The sequence below is a fragment of the Enterobacter sp. RHBSTW-00593 genome (assembly GCF_013784105.1).
In the GTDB taxonomy this organism is placed as follows: Bacteria; Pseudomonadota; Gammaproteobacteria; order Enterobacterales; family Enterobacteriaceae; genus Enterobacter; species Enterobacter ludwigii.
Map to the genome: position 1 here is coordinate 992,296 of NZ_CP056393.1, position 16,485 is coordinate 1,008,780.

Genomic DNA, 16,485 nt, shown 5'->3' on the forward strand with positions numbered 1-16,485 from the left:
AAAGGGGCAATTGGTATAACCATTGTGAAAAATAAACAAAAAATTAACAATTAATTATCAATAAAAAGACAACTAAAAAACGAAAAATCAAACTCTCTGATGCTGAATCGTTTAATGAAAAATAGCGTTCTGCAATTGACTCCAATAATTTCCGAATCCTATCCCGCACAAAACAACAAATATTTTTTTTAGCGGCTGGCGGCTATTTCACCGTTATAATTTCGGTTCGTGATTACAACGGGAAATAACCTTTCGGATTTTACTTCAGGTTAACTGCGTTTTACGCAGCGCCATGAAATCGAGCAGCCCGCCAGTCAGGATGCCGGCAACCGCCAGCAGCGCGCCGGCATCCAGCAGAAGCGCTTCGAGAGGCAGTACCAGAGAGGTGGTGGCATTAATAATGAGCACCACGAGCCACAGCACCAGGGCAAAGCAACCCGCCATTAACAGTCGTAACGCAAAACGGTAAGCGCGATGATATTCCGTGCGTGGCATAAAGTGTTCTGTTCGCTGGGTATATTCCAGCGTCTGGCGACAGACCAGTAACAATAAGAGCCCAGGCACTGCCGCTACCACGGAGAAGAGGTAGAACGTTGGCCAGCCATGGGCTTCAACAAACCAGCCGGCAATCGGCCCGACATACACGCGACCAACGGCGGAAAGCGCCGAGAGCAGAGCGAACTGCGTCGCGGAAAACGATTTGTTGCACAGGGTCATCAGCAGGGCAACAAACGCCGCTGTCCCCATACCGCCGCACAGGTTTTCAAAAAACACCGCGGCGCCCATGCTGATCATATGCTTATCCGTCACCGACAGCAGCCAGTAACCGGCGTTCGATGCCCCCTGCAGGATTCCGAAGATCAGCAGTGCGCGAAAGAGCGTCAGACGCTGCATTAATACGCCGCCGTACAGGGCCCCGACAATAGTCGCAAACAACCCGAGCGTTTTGTTCACCACGCCGACTTCGCCGGCATCAAACCCGACCCCGCGAATTAGGAAGGTGGTGGTCAGGCTCATCGCGAAGGCATCGCCGAGCTTATAAAGGACGATTAACAGCAGGATAAGCCAGGCGTTGTTGCGGCCAAAGAAGTCGCGAAGAGGTTCGGCAACGGCCTGCTCCAGAGAACGTGGAACCGGGATCACATCGCTCGGTTCGGGGGCGAGCAGGGTGGCAATAATACAGGGGATCAACAGGGCGGCCATCAGCCAGTACATGCCCTGCCAACCGAGATAACGGTCGGCCACCCACAGCGCCAGACCACCGGATACCAGCATCCCCAGACGATAGCCCAGCACGCTAATGGCTGCGCCGGCTCCCCGCTCTTCTGCAGGCAACACGTCCGTCTTCCAGGCATCAAAAACGATATCCTGCGAGGCAGAACAGAAGGCGATTACCACCGCAAGGGCGGCCATCCAGCGAAGCTGCGTCGTGGGTTCAAGAAAGCCCATCGCCGCGATTGCGATCAGCAACAGGACCTGGGTCATCACTAACCAGCCGCGACGACGGCCCAGGAACGGCGGGGTATAACGGTCCATCACCGGCGACCACAGGAACTTAAAGACGTAAGCCTGGCCGACGAGGGAGAAGAAACCAATGGTTTTGAGATCGATATTCTCGACGGTCATCCAGGCCTGCAGCGTGCCGGAGGTGAGGGCGAGAGGTAAACCGGAGGCGAAACCAAGGATCAGCAGAATGGCTGATTTAGGTTGCTGGAAAATGCGTAAGTAATGACTCGACATGTTCATATAAAGCTGACCCGGTGAAACACCGGGTCAGGAAGCGGGATTAACGCGCGTTTTGCTTGATGAAGTCGTGGATGCTGGTGTCCTGCGCCATATCGGAAATGGTGTCAGTCAGCACGCTGTTAACCGCGTTAGCAATATTTTTGTTGGACGCCTGGAACGCGCCTTCAACAGAGTAGCTCGCACGGTAGTTTTTGGTCATCTTGTTGCCGTTCTTCGCGGTCGCGATGATGGCGATATCCGCTTTGGTGGAGATGTTGTAGCGAACGTTACCCTGGGACACGTCAGCGTACAGGTTGTTCACGATGATCTGCAGATCAACCGCACCGCTTGGGCCAATCATATAGCCGCGGGAAGTCATCTGTTTCTCGAGCACTTCCTGCAGCAGGAAGCGCAGGTCACGTGAGGCGGTCAACGTCACCTGCTGGTTGTCGCGAGTCACTTTAGCCAGGGCTTGATCCTGACGCTGATCGGCACCGTTAATGCTCACGGTTACGCCCATCAGGCTAGGATCCTGCTGAGGCAGGGTAATCTTAGGGGAGACATCAATAGTTGTAGGCGGGGTAGCGCAGCCTGCCAGCATAAAAAGTGCTACCAACGGAAAGAAGAGTTTTTTTAACATTTTCAGGTTCTCAACGAATCGTAAGCATTACAGAGAAAAATTGCCGCCATCATAACATCGCTAACGGCCAGGGGAAGTGGTCAACGCATGTAAATTCATCGCCTTGTCCGAAAACTGACCAGCCCCGCCTTTTTCTCCACGCGCTAAGGTCAAAAGGTATGAGTCTCACAGTGAACTTCATTCGTCTGAATGAGAAAATAAGACGAAAGCTAAATATTTGTTGTCTTGTTGTAATGGAAACGGTAAAAGCGGCTAATATTTAAAGGGATGGGTGACATCCTGGCGTTGTCGGAGGAGTGATTTCATGATGATACGTGAACAGATAGAAGATAAATTAAGGGCAGCGTTCAACCCTGTGTTCCTCGAAGTCGTCGACGAAAGCTATCGTCATAACGTGCCGGCAGGTTCTGAAAGCCACTTTAAAGTGGTTCTGGTCAGCGATCGCTTCACGGGAGAACGTTTCCTGAACCGACATCGCTTGATCTACAGCACCTTGACGGAAGAACTCTCCACAACCGTACATGCGCTGGCATTGCACACCTATACCATTAAGGAATGGGAAGGCTTGCAGGATACGGTATTTGCATCGCCGCCGTGTCGCGGCGCAGGCACCATCGCCTGATAAATCGGATTTGCAACGGCTGGAGCTTTTCCAGTATGTTGCATACAGATTTCCTCAAAACGGCCTCCGGGCCGTTTTGTTTTGTCTGAGTTTTGAGCGGATGGTGCGTTTTTAAGGCTAAAAATAGCCTTAAAGTGTGAAAAAAGCCGCAGCAACATGCCCCAACCGTTCTCGACTCACCTAAGTGATGCCGCTATAATGCCGCGTCTTAATGAATGTCTTCGGGATGATTCTGGCGACAGGGAATGTGAATCTGCACTAAGAGAGCATCCCGGTATAACAGACAGATTCAGAGTTGACCGAGCACTGTGATTTTTTTGAGGTAACAAGATGCAAGTTTCAGTTGAAACCACTCAAGGCCTTGGCCGCCGTGTAACGATTACTATCGCTGCTGACAGCATCGAAACTGCTGTGAAAAGCGAGCTGGTCAACGTAGCAAAAAAAGTACGTATTGACGGCTTCCGTAAGGGCAAAGTACCGATGAATGTTGTTGCTCAGCGTTATGGCGCTTCCGTGCGTCAGGATGTGCTGGGTGAACTGATGAGCCGCAACTTTATTGATGCGATCATCAAAGAAAAAATTAATCCGGCCGGTGCGCCGAATTACGTTCCAGGCGAATACAAACAGGGCGAAGACTTCACCTACTCCGTAGAGTTCGAAGTGTACCCGGAAGTTGAGCTGAAAGGTCTGGAATCTATCGAAGTTGAAAAACCTGTTGTTTCCGTGACTGACGAAGACGTTGACGGCATGCTGGACACTCTGCGTAAGCAGCAGGCGAACTGGAAAGAGAAAGAAGGTGCTGTTGACGCGGAAGACCGTGTGACCATCGACTTCACCGGTTCTGTAGACGGCGAAGAGTTCGAAGGCGGCAAAGCGTCTGACTTCGTACTGGCAATGGGCCAGGGTCGTATGATCCCAGGCTTCGAAGACGGTATCAAAGGTCACAAAGCGGGCGAAGAGTTCACCATCGACGTGACCTTCCCGGAAGAGTACCACGCTGAAAACCTGAAAGGTAAAGCAGCGAAGTTCGTTATCAACCTGAAGAAAGTTGAAGAGCGCGAACTGCCTGAACTGACTGAAGAATTCATCAAGCGTTTCGGCGTGGAAGATGGTTCTGTAGCCGGTCTGCGTACCGAAGTGCGTAAAAACATGGAACGTGAGCTGAACGGCGCTGTACGTAACCGTGTGAAATCTCAGGCGATTGACGGTCTGGTAAAAGCGAACGAAATCGACGTTCCGGCTGCCCTGATTGACAGCGAAATCGACGTTCTGCGCCGTCAGGCTGCACAGCGTTTCGGTGGCAACCAGCAGCAAGCGATGGAACTGCCACGCGAGCTGTTCGAAGAGCAAGCTAAACGCCGCGTTGTTGTTGGCCTGCTGCTGGGCGAAGTGATTCGTACCCACGAGCTGAAAGCTGACGAAGAGCGTGTGAAAGGCCTGATCGAAGAGATGGCTTCTGCATACGAAGATCCATCAGAAGTGATCGAGTTCTACGGTAAGAACAAAGAGCTGATGGACAACATGCGCAATGTTGCCCTGGAAGAGCAGGCTGTTGAAGCGGTACTGGCGAAAGCGAAAGTGACCGAAAAAGCGACCTCTTTCAACGAACTGATGAACCAGCAGGCGTAATTTCGCCCCCAGGGTTTAAAGTTTGAACAAAAAACCCGTTGCCTTCCGGCGACGGGTTTTTTTTATCACGGCTTTACCCCAGGAAGAGTGCTAAAACGCCCTTTCAGTGTTAGCGTAACAACAAAAGGTTGTTATGCTTGAAATAGGGCAGTATGAACCCCATAAGTGTGTAATCACGATGATTGAGACTGGCTGATAATCCGTCCGTAAGGTTACAATCAGTACAGCAGGTGTTTTCAATTTTGATCCAGGAGACGGAAATGTCATACAGTGGCGAACGAGATAACTTTGCACCCCATATGGCTCTGGTGCCAATGGTTATTGAACAGACCTCACGTGGTGAGCGTTCTTTTGATATCTATTCCCGTCTGCTCAAGGAGCGCGTTATCTTTTTGACCGGCCAGGTGGAAGACCACATGGCTAACCTGATCGTGGCGCAGATGCTGTTTCTGGAAGCGGAAAACCCGGAAAAAGACATTTACCTGTACATTAACTCCCCGGGCGGCGTGATCACGGCAGGTATGTCCATTTATGACACCATGCAATTCATCAAGCCAGATGTCAGCACTATCTGTATGGGTCAGGCTGCATCTATGGGTGCGTTCCTGTTAACCGCAGGGGCTAAAGGTAAGCGTTTCTGCCTGCCTAATTCCCGCGTGATGATTCACCAGCCGCTGGGGGGTTATCAGGGGCAGGCGACGGATATTGAAATCCACGCCCGCGAAATTCTGAAAGTAAAAGCGCGCATGAATGAACTTATGGCGCAGCATACGGGTCAATCTCTTGAGCAGATCGAGCGCGATACCGAGCGCGATCGTTTCCTCTCTGCCTCTGAGGCTGTTGAGTACGGCTTAGTCGACTCCGTTTTGACCCATCGTAATTGATGCCCGTGACGCGAGTGTGCCGCTATACTCAGGTAGGGCGGCATGTTGCTAAAAGCAGCTTGCGTCTGAAAATGGCATTTGCGTCGTCATGTGCGGCACAAAGAACTTAAAAAGAGGTTTGGACTCATGACAGATAAACGCAAAGATGGTTCGGGCAAACTGCTGTACTGCTCTTTTTGCGGCAAAAGCCAGCATGAAGTGCGTAAACTGATTGCCGGGCCGTCCGTGTATATCTGCGACGAATGTGTTGACTTATGTAACGACATTATTCGCGAAGAGATTAAAGAAGTAGCACCTCACCGCGAGCGCAGCGCGCTGCCAACGCCGCATGAAATTCGTCATCATCTTGACGACTATGTCATCGGTCAGGAGCAGGCGAAAAAAGTGCTCGCCGTGGCGGTATACAACCACTACAAACGCCTGCGTAACGGTGATACCAGCAATGGCGTAGAACTGGGTAAAAGTAATATTCTGCTGATCGGCCCAACCGGCTCCGGTAAAACGCTGCTGGCTGAAACGCTGGCGCGTCTGCTGGATGTTCCGTTCACAATGGCCGATGCCACCACCCTGACCGAAGCCGGTTATGTGGGTGAGGACGTAGAAAACATCATCCAGAAACTGCTGCAGAAATGCGATTACGATGTACAGAAAGCGCAGCGCGGGATTGTTTACATCGATGAGATCGACAAGATCTCCCGTAAATCTGACAACCCGTCCATCACCCGTGACGTATCGGGTGAGGGCGTGCAGCAGGCGCTGCTGAAGCTGATCGAAGGTACGGTTGCAGCCGTTCCACCGCAGGGTGGCCGTAAACATCCTCAGCAGGAGTTCCTGCAGGTTGATACGTCCAAGATCCTGTTCATCTGTGGTGGTGCGTTTGCCGGTCTGGATAAAGTGATCTCTCACCGTGTTGAAACCGGCTCCGGCATTGGTTTTGGCGCGACGGTGAAAGCCTCGTCCGAAAAGCCGAACGAAGGCGAGCTGCTGTCACAGGTTGAGCCAGAAGACTTGATCAAGTTTGGTCTGATTCCTGAGTTTATTGGCCGTCTGCCTGTTGTGGCAACGCTGAACGAACTGAGTGAAGACGCGCTGATCCAGATCCTGAAAGAGCCGAAAAATGCGCTGACCAAGCAGTATCAGGCGCTGTTCAATCTGGAAGGCGTTGAGCTGGAATTCCGTGACGAAGCGCTGGACGCGATTGCCAAGAAAGCGATGATCCGTAAAACCGGTGCGCGTGGCCTGCGTTCTATCGTGGAAGCGGCGCTGCTTGACACCATGTACGATCTGCCGTCGATGGAAGATGTTGAGAAAGTGGTGATTGATGAGTCGGTCATTAGCGGCCAGACCAAGCCATTGCTGATTTATGGCAAGCCGGAAGCGCAACAGGCATCTGGCGAATAATTCACCAAATCATACAAGCAGTTAATCAAAAAGGGGGGATTTTATCTCCCCTTTTATTTTTCCGTATACGCGGCGTTGAATGTGTGGGAAACATCCCCATATACTGGATACATGTTAATGGTTATGTGAAGCACAGTGACATGACCAGTTTACCTGGCGGACACTAAACTAAGAGAGAGCTCTATGAATCCTGAGCGTTCTGAACGCATTGAAATCCCCGTATTGCCGTTGCGCGATGTGGTGGTTTATCCGCACATGGTCATACCCTTATTTGTAGGGCGGGAAAAATCTATCCGTTGCCTCGAAGCCGCCATGGATCATGATAAAAAAATCATGCTGGTGGCGCAGAAAGAAGCATCAACGGATGAGCCGGGTGTAAACGATCTTTTCACCGTCGGGACCGTGGCCTCTATTTTGCAGATGCTGAAGCTGCCTGACGGCACCGTTAAGGTGCTGGTAGAAGGCTTGCAGCGTGCGCGTATTACCACCCTGTCTGACGATGGCGAGCATTTCTCTGCCAAGGCAGAGTACCTTGAATCACCTCAGCTGGATGAGCGCGAGCAGGAAGTGCTGGTGCGCACCGCGATTAGCCAGTTCGAAGGCTATATCAAGCTGAACAAGAAAATCCCACCAGAAGTGCTGACGTCGCTGAACAGCATCGACGATCCTGCGCGCCTGGCGGACACCATCGCTGCACACATGCCGCTGAAGCTGGCTGACAAACAGTCCGTGCTGGAGATGTCCGACGTTAACGAACGTCTGGAATATCTGATGGCGATGATGGAGTCTGAAATCGATCTGCTGCAGGTTGAGAAGCGTATTCGTAACCGCGTTAAAAAGCAGATGGAGAAATCTCAGCGTGAGTACTATCTGAATGAGCAAATGAAAGCCATTCAGAAAGAGCTCGGCGAGATGGATGACGCGCCGGACGAAAACGAAGCGCTGAAGCGTAAGATCGACGCGGCGAAAATGCCGAAAGAGGCCAAAGAGAAAGCTGAAGCAGAACTGCAGAAGCTGAAAATGATGTCTCCAATGTCGGCTGAAGCGACCGTCGTGCGCGGCTATATCGAATGGATGGTTCAGGTTCCCTGGAATGCCCGCAGCAAGGTCAAAAAAGACCTGCGTCAGGCGCAGGAGATCCTGGATACCGACCACTACGGCCTTGAGCGCGTGAAAGACCGCATTCTTGAGTACCTCGCCGTCCAGAGCCGTGTGAACAAAATCAAAGGCCCGATTCTGTGCCTGGTGGGACCACCGGGGGTAGGGAAAACCTCTCTGGGTCAGTCCATCGCCAAAGCGACCGGCCGTAAGTATATCCGTATGGCGCTGGGTGGCGTACGCGATGAAGCGGAGATCCGCGGTCACCGTCGTACTTACATCGGTTCTATGCCGGGTAAACTGATCCAGAAGATGGCGAAAGTGGGCGTTAAAAACCCGCTGTTCCTGCTCGATGAGATCGACAAAATGTCTTCGGACATGCGTGGCGATCCGGCGTCTGCTTTGCTGGAAGTTCTTGATCCAGAACAGAACGTGGCGTTCAGCGATCACTACCTCGAAGTGGATTACGACCTGAGCGATGTCATGTTTGTCGCGACCTCGAACTCCATGAACATTCCGGCGCCGCTGCTTGACCGTATGGAAGTGATTCGTCTCTCCGGTTATACCGAAGACGAAAAACTGAACATTGCGAAACGGCACCTGCTGCCGAAGCAGATTGAGCGTAACGCGCTGAAAGCCAACGAGCTGACCGTTGAGGACAGCGCGATTATTGGCATCATCCGCTACTACACCCGTGAAGCGGGCGTGCGTAGCCTTGAGCGCGAAATCTCTAAACTGTGCCGTAAGGCGGTTAAACAGCTGCTGCTGGATAAGAGCCTGAAACACATCGTGATCAATGGCGACAACCTGCATGCCTATCTGGGCGTTCAGCGCTTTGACTATGGTCGCGCGGACAATGAAAACCGCGTGGGCCAGGTCACCGGTCTGGCATGGACGGAAGTGGGTGGCGATCTGCTGACCATTGAAACCGCCTGTGTCCCGGGTAAAGGCAAGCTGACCTACACCGGCTCTCTGGGTGAAGTGATGCAGGAGTCGATTCAGGCCGCGCTGACCGTGGTACGCGCGCGTGCGGAGAAATTGGGCATCAACCCTGATTTCTACGAGAAACGCGATATCCACGTGCACGTGCCTGAAGGGGCAACGCCGAAAGATGGCCCAAGCGCAGGTATCGCCATGTGTACCGCACTGGTATCCTGCCTTACCGGCAACCCGGTGCGTGCCGATGTGGCAATGACCGGTGAGATCACGTTGCGTGGCCAGGTGCTGCCAATCGGTGGGTTAAAAGAAAAACTGCTGGCGGCACACCGTGGTGGGATCAAAACCGTATTGATCCCTTACGAAAATAAACGCGATCTGGAAGAGATTCCGGACAACGTGATTGCCGATCTGCAGATTCATCCTGTGAAGCGAATTGAGGAAGTTCTGACTCTCGCCCTGCAGAATGAACCTTCCGGAATGCAGGTTGTAACCGCAAAATAGTGACCTCGCGCAAAGAGCGTCAATAAAAGTAAGGCTGGTAAGTCATTTCGCACTTGCCAGCCTTTTTTTGTATAGCTAATTTAGATTGCTGATTAGGCCAGCCATCAACAACGGGTGTTGTAAGGTCATGGCAGGCCTGATATAACTGCTGCGCGGTCGCGTTGTGAAGGATTCAGGCGCGATATAAATTATAAAGAGAGGAAGAGAACAGTGAATAAATCTCAACTGATTGACAAAATTGCTGCTGGTGCTGATATTTCTAAAGCTGCAGCTGGACGTGCGTTAGATGCATTAATTGCTTCTGTTACTGAATCTCTGCAGGCTGGGGACGACGTTGCACTGGTAGGCTTCGGTACTTTTGCTGTTAAAGAGCGTGCTGCCCGTACTGGCCGCAACCCTCAGACCGGTAAAGAGATCACCATTGCTGCCGCTAAAGTGCCGGGTTTCCGTGCAGGTAAAGCGCTGAAAGACGCAGTAAACTGATTGCTTTCCCATCTCAGGGAAGCCGAATAGTACAAGGGCGCATCATTTGATGTGCCTTTTTTGTTTGTCCAGGCCTGATTTGTTCGAGTTTATGCGAGTTGTGGGCTGACAATCGCACCGTTTTCTTGTCACAATACGCCTTTACGCGCGACGGGCAGGATTTTCCGTTAGCGTCAGGTAACCAGTCACCTACAGCGGAGTGTTGTTACACCATGATGGACAGCTTACGCACGGCTGCTAACAGTCTCGTGCTCAAGATTATTTTCGGTATCATTATCGTGTCGTTCATATTGACCGGCGTGAGCAGTTACCTTATCGGCGGTGGCGCGAACTATGCCGCAAAAGTGAATGGCCAGGAGATCAACCGCGGTCAGTTCGAGAATGCTTTTGCCGGTGAACGTAACCGTATGCAGCAACAGCTGGGCGACCAATTCTCTGAACTCGCGGCAAACGAAGGGTATATGAAATCCCTGCGCCAACAGACCCTGAACCGTCTGATCGACGAAGCGCTGCTGGATCAATACGCGAAAAAACTGGGGCTGGGCATCAGCGATGAGCAGGTTAAAAAAGCCATCTTATCGACTCAGGCATTCCAGTCTAACGGCAAATTCGACAATGCGCGTTACAACGGCATCATTAATCAGATGGGCATGACTGCCGATCAATACGCTCAGGCTCTGCGTAATCAACTGACAACCCAACAGCTCATCAATGCCGTTGTTGGCACTGATTTCATGCTCAAAGGTGAGACGGAAGAGCTGGCAGCCCTGGTTGCACAGCAGCGCGTAGTACGTGAAGCGACCATCGATGTGAATGCTCTGGCGGCGAAGCAGCAGGTTAGCGACGCGGACATTAACGCCTATTACGAGCAGAACAAGAATAACTTCGTTGCTCCAGAACAGTTCCGTGTGAGCTACATCAAGCTGGATGCTGCCGCGCTGCAGGAAACAGCCTCTGACGCGGAAATTCAGTCTTATTACGATCAGCATCAAGATCAGTTCACTCAGCCGCAGCGTAACCGCTACAGCGTGATCCAGACCAAAACTGAGGCAGACGCCAAAGCCGTGCTGGATGAGCTGAATAAGGGCGCTGATTTCGCCTCCCTCGCGAAGGCAAAATCCACCGATATTATCTCTGCTAAAAACGGCGGTGATATGGGCTGGCTGGAAGAGAGCACCACGCCTGACGAACTGAAAAATGCCGGTCTGAAAGACAAAGGCCAGCTTTCGGGTGTCATTAAATCTTCCGTTGGTTTCCTTGTGGCGCGTCTGGATGACATCGAGGCCGCGAAAACCAAGCCGCTGGCTGACGTTCGCGATGATATCGCAGCGAAAGTGAAGCAGGAAAAAGCGCTGGATGCTTACTACGCGCTGCAACAGAAAGTCAGTGATGCTGCCAGCAACGACAACGAATCTCTGGCGGGTGCTGAGCAGGCTGCAGGGGTGAAAGCGGTTGAGACCGGCTGGTTCGGTCGTAACAACCTGCCGGAAGAGCTGAATTTCAAACCGGTTGCTGATGCCATCTTCAACGGTGGTCTGGTTGGCGAGAACGGCACGCCGGGCAGCAACTCTGACATCATTACCGTCGACGGCGATCGTGCGTTTGTTCTTCGCGTCAGCGAGCACAAACCAGAAGCGATTAAACCGCTGGCAGAAGTGAAAGATCAGGTGGTTGCTCAGGTTAAGCACAACAAAGCGGAACAGCAGGCAAAACTGGATGCTGAGAAGATTCTGGTTGACCTGAAAGCGGGTAAACAGGATGCGCTGAAAGCGGCAGGTCTGAGCTTCGGTGAGCCAAAAACGCTGAGCCGTACCGGTCAGGATCCTGTCAGTCAGGCAGCGTTCGGTCTGAGCCTGCCTGCGAAGGACAAACCAAGCTTCGGTACCACTACCGATATGCAGGGTAACGTCGTTCTGCTCGCGCTGGACGATGTGAAAGCAGGCACGATGCCTGAAGAACAGAAGAAAGCGATGGTGCAGGGTATTACCCAGAACAATGCCCAGATTGCTTTCGAAGCGATGATGAGCAACCTGCGCACAGAAGCCAAAATCAAGCTCGGTGACGTGATGACTCAGCAGCAATAATTACGTATTTGCTCGCATATTTTCGTAACGCTCTGCAATAACTAAAGGCCGCTTTCGCGGCCTTTTCCATTTCTGCAATCTGCCGTTTGTGCCGGGTTATAACGCTGGATATTGTGGCCTGGCTGTCAACAAACAAGGAGATAACAGCATGAAATGTGGAATCAAGGCTCTGTTCATTACTCTGGCGATTGCCACCACCGGGATGAGCGCAGGTGCGCTGGCGACGACACCCGCGGCGAAAACACCGGCGGTGCAAAGCAGGTCTGACGCAGCGGCACCCGCAGCTGGCCAGACGAAAGCCACGGATGCCGGAAAAAGCGCGGATGATGACGGTACGCGAGTCAGTATCAATTCGGCATCGGCAGAGGATCTCGCCCGGGTGATGAATGGCGTAGGGCTAAAAAAAGCGCAGGCGATAGTCAGCTATCGCGAAGAGTACGGTCCTTTCAAAACGGTTGACGATCTTAAGCAAGTACCCGGTATGGGCGGAGCGCTGGTTGAGCGCAACCTCTCACACCTGACGTTGTAATCACATAATTACTTGCACGGCGGCAAAATTTTGCCAGGATAAAGAGGTCATACCAGTCATGACCTCTTATCCTATAACAACAGTAAAGGCTATTGCGCTATGCAGACAAAAATCAAAGTACGCGGCTACCACATCGATGTTTACCAGCACGTCAACAACGCCCGTTATCTTGAGTTTCTTGAAGAAGCGCGCTGGGACGGTCTGGAAAGCAGCGAAAGCTTTCAGTGGATGACCGCGCACAACATCGCGTTCGTGGTCGTCAACATCAATATCAACTACCGTCGCCCGGCCGTGCTGGGTGATGTGCTGACCATCACCAGCCAGCTTCAACAGTTAAACGGCAAGAGCGGCGTGTTAACCCAGGCGGTGACGCTGGATCCTGAAGGCCAGGCCGTTGCCGACGCGCTGATCACCTTTGTCTGTATCGATCTGAAAACCCAGAAAACCTTGCCGCTGGAAGGGGAATTGCGGGAAAAACTGCAGTTGATGATCGTCTAGACGCGTTGTGTTCATGACCCGTGCTGTCGATATTCTGTTCGCCAGCACGGTCAAAGAGGCTTATTTGAGCCCGGTTTTTTTCTTCATCGCCGACATCACGCCCGCTTTATCGGCCAGATAGTGATTCAGTCCGTTTGCGCGCAGATTACAGGCCGCACACTGACCACAACCATCACCTTTAATGCCGTTGTAGCAGGTAAGGGTTTCGCTGCGAACCATGTCCAGTTTGCCCCAGTAGTCTGCCAGCGCCCAGGTTTCCGCTTTATCAAGCCACATCAGTGGCGTTTCAAAGCGCGTCTCTTTTGCCATCCCCAGATTCACGGCGTGGTTGAGAGCCTTCACGAACTCGTCACGGCAGTCAGGGTACCCGGAGAAGTCGGTTTCACACACGCCCGTGATCACCGCTTCGGCTTTCACCTGGTAGGCGTAGATCGCCGTCAGCGTCAGGAAGAGAATGTTGCGGCCTGGCACAAAGGTGTTCGGAATGCCGCTGGCATCAGGTTCATAGTCAGGAACGGGAATACTGTCGCGGGTGAGGCTACTGACGGCCAGTTCATTTAACAGCGTAACGTCCAGCACCTTATGCGCGCGCGCGCCCAGTTTCAGCGCCAGTTCACGGGCGACGTCGATTTCAGCGCGATGTCGCTGACCATAATCGAAAGTGACACAGTGAACTTCATCGTACTGATGAAGCGCCTGAACCAGGCAGGTAGTGGAATCTTGTCCTCCGCTGAACACGACGACGGCACGTTTCATAAATCATCTCGACAGTTACGGTAAAAACATCATGTTACCGTCTGACTACGGCGACGACCAGCTTCTTCACGATTTGGGGGCCGGGAGCCAGGCTTCGGTGAAATCGAACCAGCCGCGGGTGTTAAGCCGTATGCCATTGACTCCCGGGGGCGCGCTGATTTGGTACTGGTAGTTAAACAACGGCGTCAGCACCGCGCTCTCCATGAGTTGGGTGAAAATAGCTTTCAGCCCGCGATGCCGGGCATGCTCGTCAGCCTGAGTCTGAACGGCATCCAGTGTCGCCTGCAGATGGGCATATTGCGGCGCGCTCAGCAGGTGCGGCCATAGCGCATCGCAGCGAAGCCACTGCTCAAGGGTGTATTCCGGTGCTTCGCCAATCAGCCTGTCTCCCATCATGAGGTCCGCGTCGGCAAGATGCTGACATCCGTCCCACGTTTTGGCATCGTGAAAGATGACCGTTAACGCGCAGCCCTGGCGGGAAAGATACGCTTTTAGCTGACTCGCCATGGTATGTAACTCGACGGGCAGATGGTAAATCAGGGTCAGCGTCTCAGGCAAAGGGACATCCGTGAGATCCGGCCACTCAGGAATACGCCAGCCCGGCAGCAACTCCTGCGTTGGGGTGATAAGCCCCTCATCCAGAGGAAGAGTATGCAGAAGCGTTGAGAGGTGAATGATGTTGATAAGGCGTCTTGCCTGCATTTCGCTAAGACGCGGGCTGCGCTTCAGCGTGAGGTAGCAAAACCCCAGGCTGATGCTGTTACTCACCAGCCGCAAACGGGTCAGTTCGTCAGGCTCTCCGATGGCGATTTGTACCGGATGCCGGCAGCTGGTTCCAAGCCCCTGATCAAATAGCTGAGGGGTGATCCAGAACTCGATGGCCTTCAGTAGCGGGTGGCTAAGGTGATACTGCTCATGGCTTTCCAGACGAACCAGGTCCGGCTTATACGCGGTGAGCCTGAAAGGTCCGCTGCCTGTCATCGGTTGTGCCGGGTGCGCCACACGGCTGCAATAGGTTGCCAGTCGATGCGCCAGCCAGTAGTCGGGCTTGTGTAAAATAAACGTCAGACACTGCGGATGGGTAACTTCAATGCGCAGCACGCTCTGAAAAAGCCTGTGCATGGCCGGGAGCGTCAACATCGCATTCAGACTCTCCTGTAACTGGGCCGTTTCGACTTTATCACCGTTATGCCAGTGAAGCGTGGAGCGAATATAAAAATGCCAGCGCAGCCCGTCCTCCGACACGTCCCAGTGATGGGCAAGATCGCCCGTCGGTTCGCTGCTGTTACCGTGAAAACGCGTCAGCCCGGAAAAAACCTGTCCTGCCAGATGCTGTTCCGCCCGACCGGGTAAAAAGCCGGGATGCAGTGGATCCAGCGAGCGGTAATAGGGAATGCGCAGCGTCGGCGTATCGTTTTGCCACTGGCCGCCTAAAAACGGATGAAGCAGTGACCGCAGCTCCTCCGGTGCCAGCTGGGCCAGCTCAAGCGCGTTATGCTGCTGCCCACGCTTCAGCGCCGCTTCCATCATCGCATTGCGCAGTGACTCCGGGGTGACGTGGAAAGTCAGCTCCCCACGCTTACCGCGGCCAGACTGCGCTCGCCAGCTAAGCCAGCCCGCCTCCTGCGCCTGACGCAGTAACGTACGGACATGCCGTTCGCTGCAAAAACAGCGGGCGGCCAGCTCGCTGATGGTGGCCTGCTGCGTCGCGCCAGCGGAAGGCTGCCACAAACGGTGGTACTGGTTGAGTCGGTTAAGCTGGCGCATAAGAAACCCTGAACAATAATTATCATCTATTCACTATTACTTCCGTATATCTCACGCAATACTGATGCACAAGTTAACCGCATCACATTTCAGGAGTAATCATGGCTCGTCTCGCTGCGTTTGATATGGACGGTACGTTGTTAATGCCGGATCACCGTCTGGGTGAGAAAACCCTGAGTACCCTGAAGCGCCTGCATGAACGTGATGTCACCCTGACGTTTGCCACCGGCCGTCATGTGCTGGAGATGCGCCATTTGCTGGGGGCATTTTCCCTGGATGCTTTTCTTATTACCGGCAACGGGACACGCATTCACTCTGTCGAAGGCGATGTTCTCCACCGTCAGGATCTCAACCCGGAAGTGGCAGATATCGTATTGCACAGCACCTGGGACACCCGGGCCAGCGTTCATGTCTTTAACGATAACGGCTGGTTTACCGGGCATGACATTCCGGCATTGCTGCACGCCCATGTCTACAGTGGTTTCCGCTATCAGCTTATCGATCTGCGCCGTATTCCGGCTCACGCGGTGACGAAGATCTGTTTCTGCGGCGATCATGACGATCTTTGTCGCTTACGCATTCAGCTGAATGACGCGTTAGGCGACCGGGCGCACCTGACCTTTTCAGCGGTGGACTGTCTCGAGGTTTTGCCGGTTGGGTGTAATAAAGGATCGGCGCTGGCGGTACTGAGCGATCACTTAGGCTTAACGATGCAGGAATGTATGGCGTTTGGCGACGCCATGAACGACCGCGAAATGCTGGGCAGCGTTGGTCGCGGTCTGATCATGGGAAATGCGATGCCGCAGTTGAAGGCAGAGCTTCCCTATCTACCGGTTATCGGGCACTGCGGTAACGAAGCTGTGTCTCATTTTTTGACGCATTGGCTGGACAACAACAACCTCCCATATTCCCCCGAATAGTGAGACCCT

General features: G+C 53.0%; 14 protein-coding genes. 10 read left to right on the forward strand and 4 right to left on the reverse strand.

What is annotated here, in order from left to right; genetic code table 11:
- Nucleotides 1-264 precede the first annotated feature (264 nt).
- Both ampG and HV242_RS04725 read right to left on the reverse strand, forming a co-directional pair.
- A complete protein-coding gene (ampG, locus tag HV242_RS04720) occupies nucleotides 265-1,740 on the reverse strand; it encodes a muropeptide MFS transporter AmpG (RefSeq protein ID WP_025204965.1) in 1,476 nt (491 codons plus the stop codon).
- Nucleotides 1,741-1,786: 46 nt separating this feature from the next.
- A complete protein-coding gene (locus HV242_RS04725) occupies nucleotides 1,787-2,365 on the reverse strand; it encodes a lipoprotein (protein WP_014168866.1) in 579 nt (192 codons plus the stop codon).
- A gap of 304 nt (nucleotides 2,366-2,669) precedes the next feature.
- Between HV242_RS04725 and bolA the strand changes: the two genes are divergently transcribed.
- The 9 genes from bolA (at nucleotide 2,670) to HV242_RS04770 (ending at nucleotide 13,033) form a co-directional block, all read left to right on the forward strand.
- Nucleotides 2,670-2,987: a transcriptional regulator BolA gene (gene bolA / locus HV242_RS04730; RefSeq protein WP_013095855.1), complete on the forward strand. Its 318-nt coding sequence runs from the start codon at nucleotides 2,670-2,672 to the stop codon at nucleotides 2,985-2,987.
- Nucleotides 2,988-3,317: 330 nt separating this feature from the next.
- Nucleotides 3,318-4,616 carry a trigger factor gene (gene tig, locus HV242_RS04735; RefSeq protein WP_014168868.1) on the forward strand — a complete coding sequence of 433 codons (1,299 nt, stop codon included), beginning with the start codon at nucleotides 3,318-3,320 and terminating at the stop codon, nucleotides 4,614-4,616.
- 260 nt (nucleotides 4,617-4,876) lie between these two features.
- Nucleotides 4,877-5,500 (forward strand): ATP-dependent Clp endopeptidase proteolytic subunit ClpP, encoded by a 624-nt coding sequence (clpP, locus tag HV242_RS04740; protein WP_020885210.1) that lies wholly within the window; start codon nucleotides 4,877-4,879, stop codon nucleotides 5,498-5,500.
- 126 nt (nucleotides 5,501-5,626) lie between these two features.
- Nucleotides 5,627-6,901, forward strand: coding sequence for an ATP-dependent protease ATP-binding subunit ClpX (gene clpX, locus HV242_RS04745; protein ID WP_020885209.1), 1,275 nt, complete (start codon nucleotides 5,627-5,629; stop codon nucleotides 6,899-6,901).
- A gap of 183 nt (nucleotides 6,902-7,084) precedes the next feature.
- Nucleotides 7,085-9,439: an endopeptidase La gene (gene lon / locus HV242_RS04750; protein WP_014168872.1), complete on the forward strand. Its 2,355-nt coding sequence runs from the start codon at nucleotides 7,085-7,087 to the stop codon at nucleotides 9,437-9,439.
- Nucleotides 9,440-9,649: 210 nt separating this feature from the next.
- Nucleotides 9,650-9,922 (forward strand): nucleoid-associated protein HU-beta, encoded by a 273-nt coding sequence (gene hupB, locus HV242_RS04755; protein ID WP_002444653.1) that lies wholly within the window; start codon nucleotides 9,650-9,652, stop codon nucleotides 9,920-9,922.
- A 212-nt stretch (nucleotides 9,923-10,134) separates the two neighbouring features.
- Nucleotides 10,135-12,006, forward strand: coding sequence for a peptidylprolyl isomerase (ppiD, locus tag HV242_RS04760; protein ID WP_044865367.1), 1,872 nt, complete (start codon nucleotides 10,135-10,137; stop codon nucleotides 12,004-12,006).
- A 148-nt stretch (nucleotides 12,007-12,154) separates the two neighbouring features.
- A complete protein-coding gene (locus HV242_RS04765; RefSeq protein WP_032677520.1) occupies nucleotides 12,155-12,535 on the forward strand; it encodes a helix-hairpin-helix domain-containing protein in 381 nt (126 codons plus the stop codon).
- Between the two features lie 99 nt (nucleotides 12,536-12,634).
- Nucleotides 12,635-13,033: a YbgC/FadM family acyl-CoA thioesterase gene (locus HV242_RS04770; protein ID WP_050737462.1), complete on the forward strand. Its 399-nt coding sequence runs from the start codon at nucleotides 12,635-12,637 to the stop codon at nucleotides 13,031-13,033.
- Between the two features lie 60 nt (nucleotides 13,034-13,093).
- Here HV242_RS04770 and queC read toward each other — a convergent pair whose 3' ends face one another.
- Nucleotides 13,094-13,789, reverse strand: coding sequence for a 7-cyano-7-deazaguanine synthase QueC (gene queC / locus HV242_RS04775; RefSeq protein ID WP_014168876.1), 696 nt, complete (start codon nucleotides 13,787-13,789; stop codon nucleotides 13,094-13,096).
- 66 nt (nucleotides 13,790-13,855) lie between these two features.
- Nucleotides 13,856-15,556, reverse strand: coding sequence for an SgrR family transcriptional regulator (locus HV242_RS04780; protein WP_050737461.1), 1,701 nt, complete (start codon nucleotides 15,554-15,556; stop codon nucleotides 13,856-13,858).
- A 101-nt stretch (nucleotides 15,557-15,657) separates the two neighbouring features.
- Between HV242_RS04780 and cof the strand changes: the two genes are divergently transcribed.
- Nucleotides 15,658-16,476 (forward strand): HMP-PP phosphatase, encoded by an 819-nt coding sequence (cof, locus tag HV242_RS04785; protein WP_050737460.1) that lies wholly within the window; start codon nucleotides 15,658-15,660, stop codon nucleotides 16,474-16,476.
- Nucleotides 16,477-16,485 lie beyond the last annotated feature (9 nt).